At 44.6% G+C, this 14,126-nt stretch carries 9 protein-coding genes and 5 pseudogenes; 6 read left to right on the forward strand and 8 right to left on the reverse strand.

Annotation, left to right across the window (positions count from 1 at the left end):
- Positions 1–159: 159 nt before the first annotated feature.
- The 4 genes and pseudogenes from minE to V6N89_RS17140 all read right to left on the reverse strand — a co-directional run bounded on the left by minE (position 160) and on the right by V6N89_RS17140 (position 2,948).
- A complete protein-coding gene (gene minE / locus V6N89_RS17125) occupies positions 160–417 on the reverse strand; it encodes a cell division topological specificity factor MinE (RefSeq protein WP_159626548.1) in 258 nt (85 codons plus the stop codon).
- Positions 417–1,227, reverse strand: a pseudogene (gene minD / locus V6N89_RS17130) (septum site-determining protein MinD). Before minD ends, minE begins: the two are co-directional and overlap by 1 nt.
- A 56-nt stretch (positions 1,228–1,283) precedes the next feature.
- Positions 1,284–2,046: pseudogene (gene minC, locus V6N89_RS17135) on the reverse strand (septum site-determining protein MinC).
- 194 nt (positions 2,047–2,240) lie between these two features.
- Entirely contained in the window at positions 2,241–2,948 is a 708-nt protein-coding gene (locus V6N89_RS17140; RefSeq protein ID WP_338518636.1) for a DUF6776 family protein, read from the reverse strand.
- 243 nt (positions 2,949–3,191) lie between these two features.
- On the opposite strand from V6N89_RS17140, the pseudogene V6N89_RS17145 reads away from it, so the two are divergent.
- From V6N89_RS17145 to V6N89_RS17155, 3 genes and pseudogenes are all read left to right on the forward strand, one after another.
- A pseudogene (locus V6N89_RS17145) lies at positions 3,192–4,869 on the forward strand (chloride channel protein).
- Position 4,870: 1 nt separating this feature from the next.
- A pseudogene (locus V6N89_RS17150) lies at positions 4,871–5,301 on the forward strand (CopD family protein).
- Between the two features lie 137 nt (positions 5,302–5,438).
- Positions 5,439–5,630: a hypothetical protein gene (locus V6N89_RS17155; RefSeq protein WP_338518637.1), complete on the forward strand. Its 192-nt coding sequence runs from the start codon at positions 5,439–5,441 to the stop codon at positions 5,628–5,630.
- Positions 5,631–5,668: 38 nt separating this feature from the next.
- Here the strand turns inward: V6N89_RS17155 and V6N89_RS17160 are convergent, their stop codons facing one another.
- Entirely contained in the window at positions 5,669–6,343 is a 675-nt protein-coding gene (locus tag V6N89_RS17160) for a UPF0149 family protein (RefSeq protein WP_338518638.1), read from the reverse strand.
- A gap of 192 nt (positions 6,344–6,535) precedes the next feature.
- On the opposite strand from V6N89_RS17160, the gene V6N89_RS17165 reads away from it, so the two are divergent.
- Complete coding sequence (locus V6N89_RS17165; protein ID WP_338518639.1) at positions 6,536–7,732, forward strand: Nramp family divalent metal transporter; 1,197 nt, start codon at positions 6,536–6,538, stop codon at positions 7,730–7,732.
- A gap of 64 nt (positions 7,733–7,796) precedes the next feature.
- Here the strand turns inward: V6N89_RS17165 and V6N89_RS17170 are convergent, their stop codons facing one another.
- The 3 genes from V6N89_RS17170 to typA all read right to left on the reverse strand — a co-directional run bounded on the left by V6N89_RS17170 (position 7,797) and on the right by typA (position 11,512).
- Positions 7,797–8,957 (reverse strand): MalY/PatB family protein, encoded by a 1,161-nt coding sequence (locus tag V6N89_RS17170; RefSeq protein ID WP_338518640.1) that lies wholly within the window; start codon positions 8,955–8,957, stop codon positions 7,797–7,799.
- Between the two features lie 95 nt (positions 8,958–9,052).
- Positions 9,053–9,439 carry a response regulator gene (locus V6N89_RS17175; protein WP_338518641.1) on the reverse strand — a complete coding sequence of 129 codons (387 nt, stop codon included), beginning with the start codon at positions 9,437–9,439 and terminating at the stop codon, positions 9,053–9,055.
- A gap of 240 nt (positions 9,440–9,679) precedes the next feature.
- Entirely contained in the window at positions 9,680–11,512 is a 1,833-nt protein-coding gene (gene typA / locus V6N89_RS17180) for a translational GTPase TypA (protein WP_338518642.1), read from the reverse strand.
- A gap of 444 nt (positions 11,513–11,956) precedes the next feature.
- Between typA and glnA the strand changes: the two are divergent.
- Together glnA and V6N89_RS17190 are read left to right on the forward strand one after the other, a co-directional pair.
- Positions 11,957–13,368 (forward strand): annotated as a pseudogene (gene glnA, locus V6N89_RS17185) (glutamate--ammonia ligase).
- A 103-nt stretch (positions 13,369–13,471) separates the two neighbouring features.
- Entirely contained in the window at positions 13,472–14,092 is a 621-nt protein-coding gene (locus V6N89_RS17190) for a DUF4124 domain-containing protein (protein WP_338518643.1), read from the forward strand.
- Positions 14,093–14,126: the final 34 nt, after the last annotated feature.

A 14,126-nucleotide genomic window follows, 5' to 3' on the forward strand; every position in this document is an offset into this window, starting at 1 on the left:
CTAAGATGAGTGTAGATTAGAAACGAATTTTGTACATAGCCTTTAGGTATAAAGCTATTGAAAAAGGGATGATTTTTAATGAAGAGGCAACAAAAAAAGAACAGCAAAACTAGCGCGTTTAAACTGTTCTTTTTTTAAAATTAGTGAAATGCGAGATGGCTATTGAGAATCTGGTAAGGTCACGTTTAATTCAAGGACGCTGCAATCGTCATTGTTGTCTAGTTGAACCGATACTTGGTCATCAGCAATGGTTACATACTTGCGAATAACCTGAATAATTTCCTGCTGCATCATAGGCAAGTAATCAGGCTCGCTGCGTTTTTTGCGCTCATGGGCAACAATTATTTGCAAACGCTCCTTCGCTACAGCGGCAGTGCTAGGCTTCTGCTTTTTCTTAAGTAAATCGAAAATGCCCATTACTTACCTCCTAGCAATCGTTTAAAGAATCCTTTCTTTTCAGCTTCTAAGAAACGGTGCTCAACGGTTTCACCTAGTAAACGCTTTACAGCATCCGAATAGGCTTGTCCCGCATTAGCTTCGCTATCAAGAATAACAGGCTGACCTTGGTTAGACGCTTTTAGTACAGCCTCAGATTCAGGAATAACGCCCAATAGAGGAATGGCGAGTATTTCTTCTACATCAGCCACACTAAGCATTTCAGCGCTTTCAACACGGGTAGGATTGTATCGGGTTAGCAATAGGTGCTCTTTTACTGCTTCGCCTTTCTCAGCACGCATCGATTTACTCTGCAAAATTCCCAGTATGCGGTCTGAATCGCGAACTGAGGAAACTTCTGGGTTTGTTACCACGATAGCTTCATCAGCAAAGTAAAGGGCCATTTGCGCCCCTTGCTCTATGCCTGCTAGGTGAGTCACAGATGATAAAATCGAAGTCGTTTTTGAGTTCGTCCAGCACAGCTTGCACACCTTCGATGGTTAGCGCATCTTTATCGCGTGTTTGTGAAGCAGGCAGAATAAATAAATTATCCGTTCGCTTATCTTTGATTAGCGCTTGTTTTAGCGTTGCTTCTTTGTTGATCACATTGACAAAGTCGTACACCACTCGGCGCTCGCACCCCATAATAAGATCAAGATTTCGAAGGCCTACATCAAAATCGATAACAACCGTTTTGTGCCCAGCCAATGCCAGACCTGTACTGATCGCCGCACTTGATGTGGTTTTTCCAACCCCACCTTTACCTGATGTTACTACGATAATTTTTGCCATTTATTCTTTCCTATTCTTCACACAGCACATTTTTTAGCGCAATTGTTCTAACGTTTTTATGCCAAAGGCACTATGCGTAATGATTCTTCTTCTAAATATACTTGTGCTTAGGTTTTTCCAGCACTCGCCTTTCACCGACTCATGCATGATAAATTGACCAGCAATTGAAATAAGCTCAGCATCCAAACCTTGGCAATATACTCTAGCGTGAGTATTTCCTTTGACGCCAGCTAGCGCTCGGCCTCGCAGCGTGCCATAAACATGGATATTACCATCAGCGAGTAGTTCGGCTCCTTCGCTCACCGATGCTGTAACAATAAGATCGCCACCTTCTGCATAAACTTGCTGTCCCGAGCGCACGGGGCGAGATACTACCTTCGCAGGCTTAAACGCTGCAGAGGGTGCTTTTGCTCCTTGCTCGGCAGGCCGTTCAACTTCAGACGGTGTTGTTTTCTCACTCACTTTGTCTGGCTGAGCAGGCTCTGCGCGCTGCGCTTTTAATGCCGAGTCCGTAAATTTGCTTTGGCTTACATCAGCCAGTCCCAAATCGTTAATGATGGGCCTTAATTCGCTCACTTCACCTTTTACTGCCATCGGCTGCAGCTTTAAGCGTCGACACAGCGCGACCAGCAGCTCAAACTCTGTTGCAGATAAAGGTTTTACTATATGAAGAATAAGCGAAGAGCGAGTAAAAAACTGAGGAGCGCTAGCCACCTTTTGACTGAGCTGTGACTCAAATGTATCTGGTTCAAAATCTACTACTTCTAGCACAATGCTGGTCAGCGTTGTGCCTTTCATGCGAAAGCACTTTTCTGTCATTTGTTTTTCCCGAGAAGGCCTTACAGCGTGTTGCCTCTTTTACCGTAAAAAGGCTAAGCCTGACTATGACGTCACTGTATCAAAAATACCTACTACGGCAACTGTTATGCCGCTAGAAAAGATCAATTAACGACGAACATACAAACAACTGGCTAATTTACATACAAACAGACAACCAAAGACTCTCAAAATGCTTATTCTATCTCAACGGCCAGTGCATCTTGCCACGATAAATCTACGTCGAATTGTGCTTTGCGCGTTTTGTATTGATAGACCGACGTCGAAAATGAAATTCGCTCGGGTTCAAGCCCTTCAGGAATAGTAAAATCCACGTTAACTGCCTGGAAAAAACGAAAACGATACTTGATATCTTGAGGCATAAAGCTGCTATTTCCGGAGGTAAGAGTGATTGACTGTTTGTCTTTTACCCCTTCAACGCTTACTTTCAAACTGCCATTAATGACGGCCTTTTGCCGCCTTGTTTGCAACAATACCATGCGCAACTGATAGCGGTTGCCATCTAGTTTGAACACTTCTACGCCTTCGACAGCGAGAACCGACTCACCTTTTTCGGGCGCCATTACGCGCTCATAAAAGGTAACGAGTTCTTGCTGTTCTTCTAATTGCTTTTTACTGACGTTGGCAACCTCAGTAATGGCCTCAGTTTCAAGCTTTGCAAGTTCAGCAGCAACTTCCAACTGATTGACTCTTGTTTGTAGCGCATTATTTTCTTCTGACAATATTGCAATGGTGTCATTTTGTGCCAAAACCTTTTTATAGTGACCTTCGTCGACAATGCGTGCTAACTGATAGCCAAAAGCCACCATTGCCAGCATGGCGAAGGTTACTAAAAGAGACCATTTATAATTGCCCAATACTTTTTTTAACTGATCAGTTGTCATTGTTACTTCTTGTCTGACTACTCATTTTCTCACTCGCTGTGCTCTATCACTGGCAGTTGTGCCCGCGTGACGACGCGAGTATACCTTCAAGGCTGAAAAATACGTGCCAAGGCCCAATGTATTCAATGGAATCGTAAAACCCTGCCCCCGCTTTGCCCCTAACCAGAGATAACGTCTAAAACATTATGAAATTTAGGTGTTTATGGTAAGCTTCTGGTTACGTCAAACCTACTGTATCACATCATGCGCTTGCAGGCTTTAAGAGAGGAAGTGGCTCATCCACGTACATCGGTTCAATTGTGCGTTTTGGGCATTGTAGGAGGGACCTGCGCGGCACTCATTATCATTCTTTTTCGACTATGCGTAGAGTGGCTTCAAGTTACAGGCATTACAACGCTACAGTCCTATTTAAAGCATGATTGGTTAGTGTGGCTACTTTTACCTTTCCTCAGCGTTACCCTCATTCTATTTATCGCCTTCTTGACAGGGTTTAAGCACTACCGACTGGGTATTCCATTTGTTATCCATCGCGTAAAATACTTTTACGGCCACATTCCCTTTAGAACCACTATTAATCAGTTTTTTGGCGGTATGCTGGCACTCGCAGGTGGTTTTGTTGTTGGACGTGAAGGGCCCTCAGTGCATATGGGCGCGTCGGGAAGTAGCTTTTTAGGACAATGGCTACGCTTGCCCTATAACAGCATTAGAATTCTAGCAGGGTGTGGTATCGCGGCTGGAATATCAGCCTCGTTCAACACTCCTTTCGCGGCTGTTATTTTTGTTATGGAAGTGGTTTTACGAGAATACAAAATTCACATATTTGTGCCCGTTATGTTAGCTGCAGCGTGCGGCTCAGTGCTAACCCGAATTGTGTTTGGTGAAATCAACGAATTGTCATTCCTGTCGTTTAATGCTTTTAGCCAGTGGATGTATTTTTATCTTGTTCTGCTGGGCATTTTGCTAGGAATGTTGGCTGTACTGTTTAATAGCCAATTAATGCGCGTGATGACCTGGTTTAGGCCAGTTTCAATGGTATGGCGTCTTATTTTGGCCGCTGCAATTACAGGCACAATTGGCACCTTTATACCCGAAGCGTTGGGCGCAAACTTTGTTGATGTTGAGCATTTATTCGACACCTCGCCCAGCACACTGTTACTTGTTTCAACCCTTGTTTTCAAAGTAATACTTGCTGTTTTCGCTATAGGACTTGGTATACCCGGCGGCATTATTGGCCCCGTAATGGTAATAGGTATGCTCGTTTAGCGCAGTCTTATTGCTGCCTTTGTCGTATTTCGTCGATGTTCCTGAATTTACCAACAGCTTTGCACTATTAGGTATTGCTGGCATGTTGACTGCGGTATTACACGCCCCGCTGGCCGCGTTATCAGCGGTAATGGAGCTGTCCTACAGCCCTCAAATTATATTGCCAGCTATGTTAGTAATTGTTCCAGCCTACGTAACGTCAACACAGTTTTTTGGCAACCGCTCCATTTTTATTCGACAACTGGATTATCAAAATCTTCCTTATGCTATTTCATCCATCAGGGAAGCGCTTGAAAAGACAGGGGTGTTAGCGGCGATGAATACGCAATACAAGCTATTTCACGACGCGCCCGAAAAAGCGCTTACTGACTTTCTCGAAAAAAATCCAACAACAATTGTTGTCCAGAAATCAAAATTTGAAATAGATGTGCAGTATAAACTGGTCCAATACAATGTGAGCCTAGATCACGATGCTACCGCGTTAAGTTACTATCAAATGGAAGGCATTAGCGCGCAATCTACACTTCACGAAGTCTATGAACACTTAAAGAATTCGCGCTCTGGGGCCGTGTATATTTACGATCAAGAGCTTAACGACATAATCGGTGTTGTTACTTGGAACATATTGCAAAGTTTTTTACAAAGGGCACATTACTAGCATGTACATATTATGGTTTAAAGCACTTCACATTTTTTTCATGCTTGCTTGGATGGCGGGCATATTCTATCTTCCGCGTCTTTTTGTTTATCACGCCTCAACTACTTCACAAGTGGTTAAAGACGAATTCAAAATCATGGAGCGACGTTTGTGGTTTTTCGTCACCCCGTTCGCACTGCTAACGTTTGTATTTGGCGTCGCGTTGATTGTCAGTTACGGGGGAACTTGGTTTAAAATGTCGGGATGGCTGCATATAAAGTTATTACTTTTACTTGCGCTTTACAGCTATCACTTCTATTTATTTAAATTGTTGAAGCAATTCGCGAGAGATGAAAACCGTCATTCACCCCGCTTCTACCGCATTCTCAATGAAGCGCTTAGGTTCTGCTAATACTCGCTATTGTTTGCCTGGCAGTTGTTAAGCCTTTGTAAAATATAAGTTAGCACTAGTGACAAAACAATGTAGTATTAAAGATAACACTCAAGGAGCCAGTGTTATCTTTTTACCGCTGCTGAGCTAGGGTGCATTTGCTTAGCTAATTTACTCGTTTACGACGGAACATAATGACATGGATGATAGCAATCAACATTTGAAGCACCTGATCAAACAAACTGACATTGCCTTTAAAGCATTGATGAGAGACCCATCATCGCTTAGCTTGAACGAACAATATGATCGCGCCAAGCTCGAACTTGACAGCTATACTGCATCACTCAAACATTCACTTATTCAGCGCAATCAGCAGCAACGTCACAGGTAGCAGCAAAGTCACAGGTAAATAATTGATGCGATGTGCGCTTATTGAGGCTTAACAAACGTTTCAAATTGATTGGGCAAGGCGTCAGCTAACTCTCCCGCTAGCTGAATATAATCACGCAGCATTGATGGTACCTGCTTGATTAACATTTCAAGGTTTGCTTCTAACTGAGCAGTTTGCTCTTCATTGCGATATTGCAGCGCTAGCTCAACGTTAGCCAATGTAGAAAAAAGCTTTAGACAGCGAGTAAGTCGAATTTCGGGTGACTCTGCTTGCTCTGCTTGCTCTGCGTGCGCGGCCGATTGCTTTGCAAATCGATCCCACGCACTTTGCCAAACAGGCTCTACGTGTTTATGTCCCTGCAATAAACCATTTAGCCATTCAACCAACGCTTTAGATGGCCTCACGCCACTTTTCATATTGTTTGCAACCAAAAAGTCAGGGGATAGCGACAAAGCCTCGTTTCGCATAACGTCTAAGTGCGCGCGCAATCCATTCATTAACGTGTCAGCAAGCTTGTCGACATCTTTATCAATGAGATGACTAGAACTGCTTTGAATAAGCCAGGGCATCCATTGTTCTGGCATGGGGATCTCAGGCGCAGCCGCCACCGCGAAAATCATCCCATCAACGTGGGCTGCAGATGGCATAACTTGCTTAAAACAGGGCTGTTCAATCGTTTCAGCAATCACATCAATTGGAAATTGTTCACTCACTGTCTTTTCTCATTTTTATTTGCGTTCTATTTTGTGAAACGTTAGGCTTCGCGACCACTTCGCTGTGCATGCGCTCTGCGCGTAAGAAATTTTTATACAGCCATAAGTGAGTACGCGACAATAAGGTTAGAGAGTGTTGCGTGCTCGCTTGCCTATTGTCATGATAGCAAAACTTAACTAAGAGTCGTTGCAATGGCAAAAGATAAATCTGGATATATTATCGCGGCCGCGTTTATAGGCCCCGGAACCGTTACCACAGCAAGCTTAGCTGGCGCTAATTTTGGTTTTCATCTTGTCTGGGCATTGCTTTTCTCAATTTTTGCCACAATTGTGCTGCAAGACATGGCAGCCAGGCTCGGTGTAGCAAGTGGCCAAGGCCTAGCAAATGCAATGAAGAACATGGCCTACAAACCTTGGCTCAAAAATGTCTTCATTATCCTAATTGTCGCTGCCATTGGTATAGGCAATGCGGCCTACGAGTCAGGCAATCTCACTGGCGCCGCCATTGGCCTTGATGCTTTTGTCAGTATTGGCATTGGCCCTTGGGCCTCAATACTTGGTGCAATTGCAATCGTACTGCTATTCAGCGGTAGCTACCTGTGGATAGAAACGGTTCTGGTGTATTTGGTTTTCATTATGGCGGGAGTCTTTCTGATCACCCTTCTCGTTGCGAAGCCCGATCTTGGCACGATGCTATCGCAGTTAACTTCGCCGCAGCTAAACACAGATGCAATCACCACAGTATTAGCGCTTATTGGCACAACCATTGTTCCCTACAACCTATTTTTGCACGCAAGTCTGGTGGCAAAATCATCAAAAGGACAAGATAAGGCTATTGCAGTATCTGCGTGCAGAGCCCAGTCAGCAAAAGCAATATCCATGGGTGGGCTTATCACCATGATCGTTATGGCCACTGCAATGATGGCCTTCTTCAATCAAGCCGCTACTATGGATGCAGGTAACATGGGTGAGCAACTTAAGCCCGTGTTAGGTGATAAAGCACAATGGTTCTTTGCGTTAGGGCTTTTTGCCGCGGGACTTACCAGTGCCATTACGGCGCCGTTAGCTGCCGCCTACGCGGTCACCGGTGCACTGGGAATGTCTGATGATATGCAAAGCAAAGGTTTTAGAGCGATATGGCTTACCATTATTATCATAGGCATTGCTGTCGCTACACTTGGCTTTAAGCCGCTACCCGCAATATTGTTTGCTCAGGCAACGAACGCATTGCTACTGCCTATTATTGCTATCTTTTTGATGGTGGTAATGAATAAGAGTGATGCGTTAGGGCAGTTCAAAAACACGTGGAAGAGCAATGTTGCTGGTGCAATTGTGGTGAGCACTGTGGTGGGCCTGGGCGCCTATAAACTGATAGGCGTCTTTGGATAAGCAACTGAAGCTTAGTAGCTGCACGCGCAATTAATATTGGTGCGCGTGCAACCACTAGGCAAACCTAGCCAGCTAGCCTTTTTAAAATTGCTTCCAACATATCTCGGCTACAACCGAAATTAATTCTGAAGTGATCAGCTTGGTGGAAATCGGCACCTGGTGATGGACCAACGCCCCTTTCTTCTGCCCATGTTAATACATTTTCGGTATCTAACGAGCTAGCATCAACCCAAGCTAAAAAAGTGGCGTCTGCTTTTAGCATTCGCAAACCGTCAATACCGTTAACCACTTCCACCACTCGGTCACGATTACGTCGTAAGTAGTCAATTTGTGCCAGATGCCACTCGTCACACTGTGTGAACGCCGCCTCTGTTGCCGCAAGGCCCAACACCGTTACCCATGGCACAATACCTGCCGCTGCTTGAGTAAATGCTAGACGTAACTTGCGATTAGGGATGATGGCAAAAGACGTTCCCAACCCTGCTATGTTGAAGGTTTTGCTCGCTGCCATTAACGTAATACTGTTTTGCGCCAGCGCCTCTTCTCGTCCCGCAGGTATATGGAGTTTCCCTTCTTCTAAAATAAGATCACAGTGAATTTCATCAGAGCACAGTGTGACGCCGTTGTTGTTGCATATGGTCGCAATTCGATTGATCTCTTGCTGCGTCAACACAGAACCAACTGGGTTCATAGGGTTACACATGATAAACAGTTTACATTTGGGGTCAGCGGCTTCACGCTCTAACGCTTCAAAGTCTAACGTGTATCGCTCTACCGTGTTTCCGTGGGCGTCTTGATGCGTTTCAATGACAGTACCAATATCAACGCGCTCTAAACCATTCAATTTTGGTGCTGCGAGAAGCGGTGGATAGTTTGGTGTTTGAATAAGTACCTTGTCTCCCGCTTGGCAATTGGCTTTACACGCAACGTTAAACGCAGGTACAACGCCCGGCGTCCATACCAGCCATTCAGGTTCGATATGCCAATCGTGTTTGTCCTTGAGCCAGCGACATACTGCGTTTATCGCGCCTTGGTGATGGCTAGGTAAAATATACCCCATATTGCCGTGTTCTACTTGTGCATTGATCGCGTCAAGAATGGGCTGTGCACAACGAAACTCGGTGTCTGCAACCCAGGCAGGGATAATATCTTTGCCTTTATATTTCTGCCACTTAAATGAAAAGGTATCTTGTCTTGAAGGGGTATTGTCAAATAGCGCGCTCACAGAATTTCCTTTGCTAAAATCACGTTAATATCAGTGTAGAATTTTCAGCGAACAGAAACTAGCACTATGGCGCTTTTCACTATATCAAAACGAACTTAAATAGCGGATGTAGTTCTGCTTACGGCGTCTCTTGATTTTTGAACGAGCTCGGTCATATCCAGCGGCTTTGCCAAAAAATCAGTGGCTTCTAGCTGGCGCGCCTGCATAACCAATTCTTTATTAGGATCGGCAGTAATCAACAGGAAAGGGATATCTAGTCCTGCAGCATGACAGGTTTTCAACAGACTCAAGCCGTCATAATCGGGCATTACCTGGTCGCTGATTATCAAATCGAGTGATTCGGGAGTTTGTTGCAGTATAAAGTCACGGGCGAATTTACTTCGGCTAAAGGGATGAACTATTGCATCAAGCTGCGTTTCTAATGTCTCAATGATGAGATCTAACGTAATTTTGTCGTCTTCAACCACGGCAACTGAAAGCACGTACTTCCCCTTATTTGTTATTCTGATGAAATGTGAAAGCAATTTGCATCAATAGGCTCTCGCTCTACTAATAAAAAAGCGAAGTCCCATAAGATTAGGATAGGCAGTAAAGTCGCTGTTCGCTACTAACCTTTGGTCGAATTTAGCAGTAGTAAAGGTATTTATTAGGATACGTTTGCCAAGACAAAAAAAAATGCCAACTCAACGTTGGCATTTTTCAAAGTATTGCGTTTAAGTCGTTTACGACTTAGGTGCGCGAGATGCGCGCTTACGCTCGTTTTCAGTAAGAAGCTTCTTACGAATACGGATAGACTCGGGTGTTACTTCTACTAGTTCGTCATCATCGATAAACTCGAGCGCTTGCTCAAGAGACATCTTGATTGGTGGAACAAGTGTTTGTGCTTCATCAGTACCCGATGCACGAACGTTAGTCAGCTGCTTACCTTTAAGTGCGTTTACTGTTAGATCGTTATCGCGGCTGTGAATACCAATAACCATACCTTCGTAAACTTCTACACCGTGACCGATGAATAGACGACCGCGCTCTTGTAGGTTAAATAGTGCATTTGTAAGCGCCTTACCATTTGCGTTAGCAATAAGAACACCGTTCTTACGCTTACCGATGATACCGCCTTTATAAGGGCCGTAATGGTCAAACGTATGGTATAAAAGACCAGAACCCGACGTCATTGTCATAAAGTCTGTTTGGAAACCAATTAGACCACGGCTTGGAATAATGAAATCGATACGTACGCGACCTTTACCGTCTGGAGACATATCAGTCATTTCAGCCTTACGAAGACCTAGTTGCTCCATGATAGAGCCCTGGTGTTGCTCTTCACAGTCGATAGTTAGTGTTTCGTACGGTTCTTGTGTTTCACCGTCTACTTCTTTCAGAATTACTTCTGGACGAGATACAGCAAGTTCGTACCCTTCACGACGCATGTTTTCAATAAGAATACCAAGGTGCAGTTCACCACGGCCAGATACGCGGAATTTATCTGGATCTTGTGTTTCTTCTACGCGCAGTGCAACGTTATGTACAAGCTCATCGTTCAAGCGCTCAAGAATGTTACGTGAGGTTACGTATTTACCTTCTTTACCCGCGAATGGTGATGTGTTTACTTGGAACGTCATCGTTACTGTAGGCTCATCAACCGTTAACGGAGGAAGTGCCTCAACAGTGTTTACGTCACAGATTGTGTCAGAAATTTTCAGTTCACCAAGACCCGTAATCGCGATAATGTCACCCGCGTGTGCAGATTCAACTTCGTGACGCGCAAGACCAAGGTAACCATATACTAGGCCAACTTTACCGTTACGCTTTTGACCGTCGGCAGTTACAACAGTAACTTGCTGGTTAGGCTTAACTGAACCGCGCTTAACACGACCAACGCCAATTACGCCTACATAAGAATTGTAATCAAGCTGAGAGATTTGCATTTGGAATGCGCCATCTACGTCGGCGTCAGGAGCTGAAACTTGCTCAACGATCGTTTCAAATAGCGCAGTCATGTCTTCTGCTTGCTCATCCGCATCGTGAGATGCCCAGCCGTTAAGCGCTGAAGCGTAAACAACTTGGAAATCCAACTGTTCGTCAGTTGCACCTAGGTTGTCGAAAAGGTCGAATACCTGGTCCATTACCCAATCAGGACGCGCACCTGGCTTATCGATTTTGTTGATAACAACAATTGGCTTAAGACCTTGAGCAAATGCCTTTTGCGTAACAAAACGCGTTTGCGGCATTGGGCCTTCTTGTGCATCTACAAGTAGAAGCACAGAGTCAGCCATCGACATAACACGCTCTACTTCACCACCGAAGTCGGCGTGTCCTGGAGTGTCTACGATGTTAATACGGTAGTCGTTCCAGTTAATTGCCGTGTTTTTCGCAAGGATGGTAATGCCACGCTCTTTCTCGATGTCGTTCGAGTCCATTACGCGGTCTTCCTGCTCGCCTCGAGACTCAAGGGTGCCAGACTGTTGTAACAGTTTGTCTACCAGGGTTGTTTTACCGTGGTCAACGTGCGCGATAATTGCGATGTTACGCAATTTACTTATATCAGTGGTATTCATGCTTATATAGAGCCTGTGTAAATCGGTGCCGACTATTTCTCAATGAAAAAGGATGCACGAGATTTGTTGCAAAAAAATGCAGATAGAAAAATTTGCGCGGATTGTACAGAAAAACCACGACGTTTGCGCATCTTTTTTTAAAAAATCGATATGAAACTTCAACTCTTGTGCGCATTCTGTTGTTTGCTAATTCAATTTTACATTTAAAGTGGTAAGCCCTCTGAAAGTAATCTAGTCTAAAAACCGTAGACGAACGCAATCTGAACCAAAATCGTGCAACCTTGCACTATTTTGGTGCTTTATTTTGATTCATGTAATCGTTGCGCGCTTGCTATGCCACAAAATACGGCACACATATAGATGGCATGATAATCGCTTTCAATTTTCCCACTGTTGGGGTGAAGCTGATCATCCCGCATTTTTACATTAAACCTGGAGGACACGATGTCAGTAGAAAAGGCATTAGAGCTGATTAAAGAAAGTGAAGCGAAGTTTGTAGATTTACGTTTTACCGATACCAAAGGTAAAGAACAACACGTATCAATTCCTGCTAGCCAAGTTGATGAAGATTTCTTCGAAGAAGGAAAGATGTTCGACGGTTCTTCTATTGCTTAGGTTGGAAAGGCATTAACGAGTCTGACATGGTTCTTCTTCCAGACGCAGAAAGCGCTGTTGTAGACCCGTTTGCAGAAGAAACTCAAGTAAACATTCGTTGTGACATCGTAGAGCCTTCAACAATGGAAGGTTACGAGCGTGACCCACGTTCTGTTGCACGCCGCGCAGAAGAATATCTAAAGTCTACAGGTATTGGTGACACATGTTTCTTCGGTCCTGAGCCTGAATTTTTCCTTTTTGACGATGTTCGTTTCCACACTGACATGGCAGGTTCGTTCTACAAAATCGACTCTTCTGAAGCGAAGTGGAACTCAGGCGAAGAATTCGAAGGCGGCAACATGGCGCACCGCCCTGGCGTTAAAGGCGGTTACTTCCCAGTACCACCAGTAGATTCTGCACACGACATTCGTGCTGCTATGTGTTTAGTAATGGAAGAAATGGGCTTGGTAATTGAAGCGCATCACCACGAAGTTGCTACCGCTGGTCAAAACGAAATTGCTTGCCAATTCAACACGCTAGTAAATAAAGCGGACGAAATCCAAATTTATAAGTATGTGGTTCACAATGTTGCACACGCATACGGCCAAACAGCGACCTTTATGCCTAAGCCTCTTGTAGGTGATAACGGTTCAGGTATGCACTGCCACCAATCAATCTCTAAAGATGGCGTGAACATCTTTGCGGGCGATAAGTATGCAGGTCTATCTGAAGAAGCGCTTTATTACATCGGTGGTATTATCAAGCATGCGCGCGCAATCAACGCGTTTGCTAACGCATCTACTAACTCATACAAGCGTCTAGTTCCAGGATTCGAAGCACCAGTAATGCTTGCGTACTCAGCACGTAACCGTTCTGCGTCTATTCGTATTCCTCACGTAACAAGTGATAAAGCGCGTCGTATCGAAGTGCGTTTCCCGGACCCAACAGCAAACCCTTACCTAGCATTTACAGCAATGCTTATGGCGGGCCTTGACGGAATTAAGAACAAGATCCATCCTGGCGATTCTATGGATAAAGACTTATACGACCTACCTGCTGAAGAAGCAGCGGAAATTCCAACTGTTGCAAGCTCATTAGAAATGGCGCTTGAAGCACTTGATAACGACCGTGACTTCCTTAAGGCTGGTGGCGTTATGACTGACGACATGATTGATGCTTACATTGATCTTAAGTCAGAAGAAGTAACAACACTTAACATGACAACTCACCCTGTTGAGTTCGACATGTACTACAGCGTTTAATTTACGCAGTATTAAGAATCATACGAAAGCCCGCACAGCGGGCTTTTTTTATGTCCGATGATTAACTACTATAACAATCTAGGGATTTTCTAGGTGGGTACTCGTGCAAAAGCTTACAGTTTATACATTTATCTTGCTGCTACTTGCTGCACTGCAAAGCAATAGTGCTAGCGCTCAAGTAACTGCACAGCGAAATGACACGCAAGGCAAACCCAACGAGGCTTCTAATGAGAAGACAATGCCCTCCAATACACAGCAAAGTAAGAGCAACGGCATTTATAAAGTCGTAGCGGCTGACGGTTCCGTTACCTATACAGACCGCCCCAGTGTCGACGCCAAGCCAGTTGCATTTGACGGCAAAACACAAAACGTCGTAACAGCCGCAGCTCCGCCCCCCATGCCTAAACCCCAAGTAAAAGCCAAGCAGCCCAACTACACGGTTTCTATCCAAAGCCCTGCACCAGAAGCGACTATTCGCAATAACGTGGGTGAGATTACCATTCAAGCTACACAACCAAGTGCACCAAAAGCTCCCATCTACCGTTTGGTCTTTAACGATGCCCCTTATGCAAGCAATACATCTGGCGTTTTTCAACTCTCAGGCATCGATCGTGGGGCACATACATTTAAAGTTGAACTTACCAATAATACGGGCAAGACTCTTGCATCGTCTCCTCTACAAACCCTTTACCTACATCAGGCATCGGCGTTAATTAATAACTAATAGCGTGCAACACCCGCGCAAGTAGCGCACCAAG

The sequence above is a fragment of the Alteromonas gracilis genome (assembly GCF_036870955.2).
Taxonomy (GTDB): Bacteria; Pseudomonadota; Gammaproteobacteria; order Enterobacterales; family Alteromonadaceae; genus Alteromonas; species Alteromonas gracilis_A.

Excerpts from the sequence above, each read along its gene's own strand:
- minE (WP_159626548.1), bottom strand. The coding sequence starts at position 417 with ATGGGCATTTTCGATTTACTTAAGAAAAAGCAGAAGCCTAGCACTGCC.
- V6N89_RS17140 (WP_338518636.1), bottom strand. The coding sequence starts at position 2,948 with ATGACAACTGATCAGTTAAAAAAAGTATTGGGCAATTATAAATGGTCT.
- V6N89_RS17155 (WP_338518637.1), top strand. The coding sequence starts at position 5,439 with ATGGATGATAGCAATCAACATTTGAAGCACCTGATCAAACAAACTGAC.
- V6N89_RS17165 (WP_338518639.1), top strand. The coding sequence starts at position 6,536 with ATGGCAAAAGATAAATCTGGATATATTATCGCGGCCGCGTTTATAGGC.
- typA (WP_338518642.1), bottom strand. The coding sequence starts at position 11,512 with ATGAATACCACTGATATAAGTAAATTGCGTAACATCGCAATTATCGCG.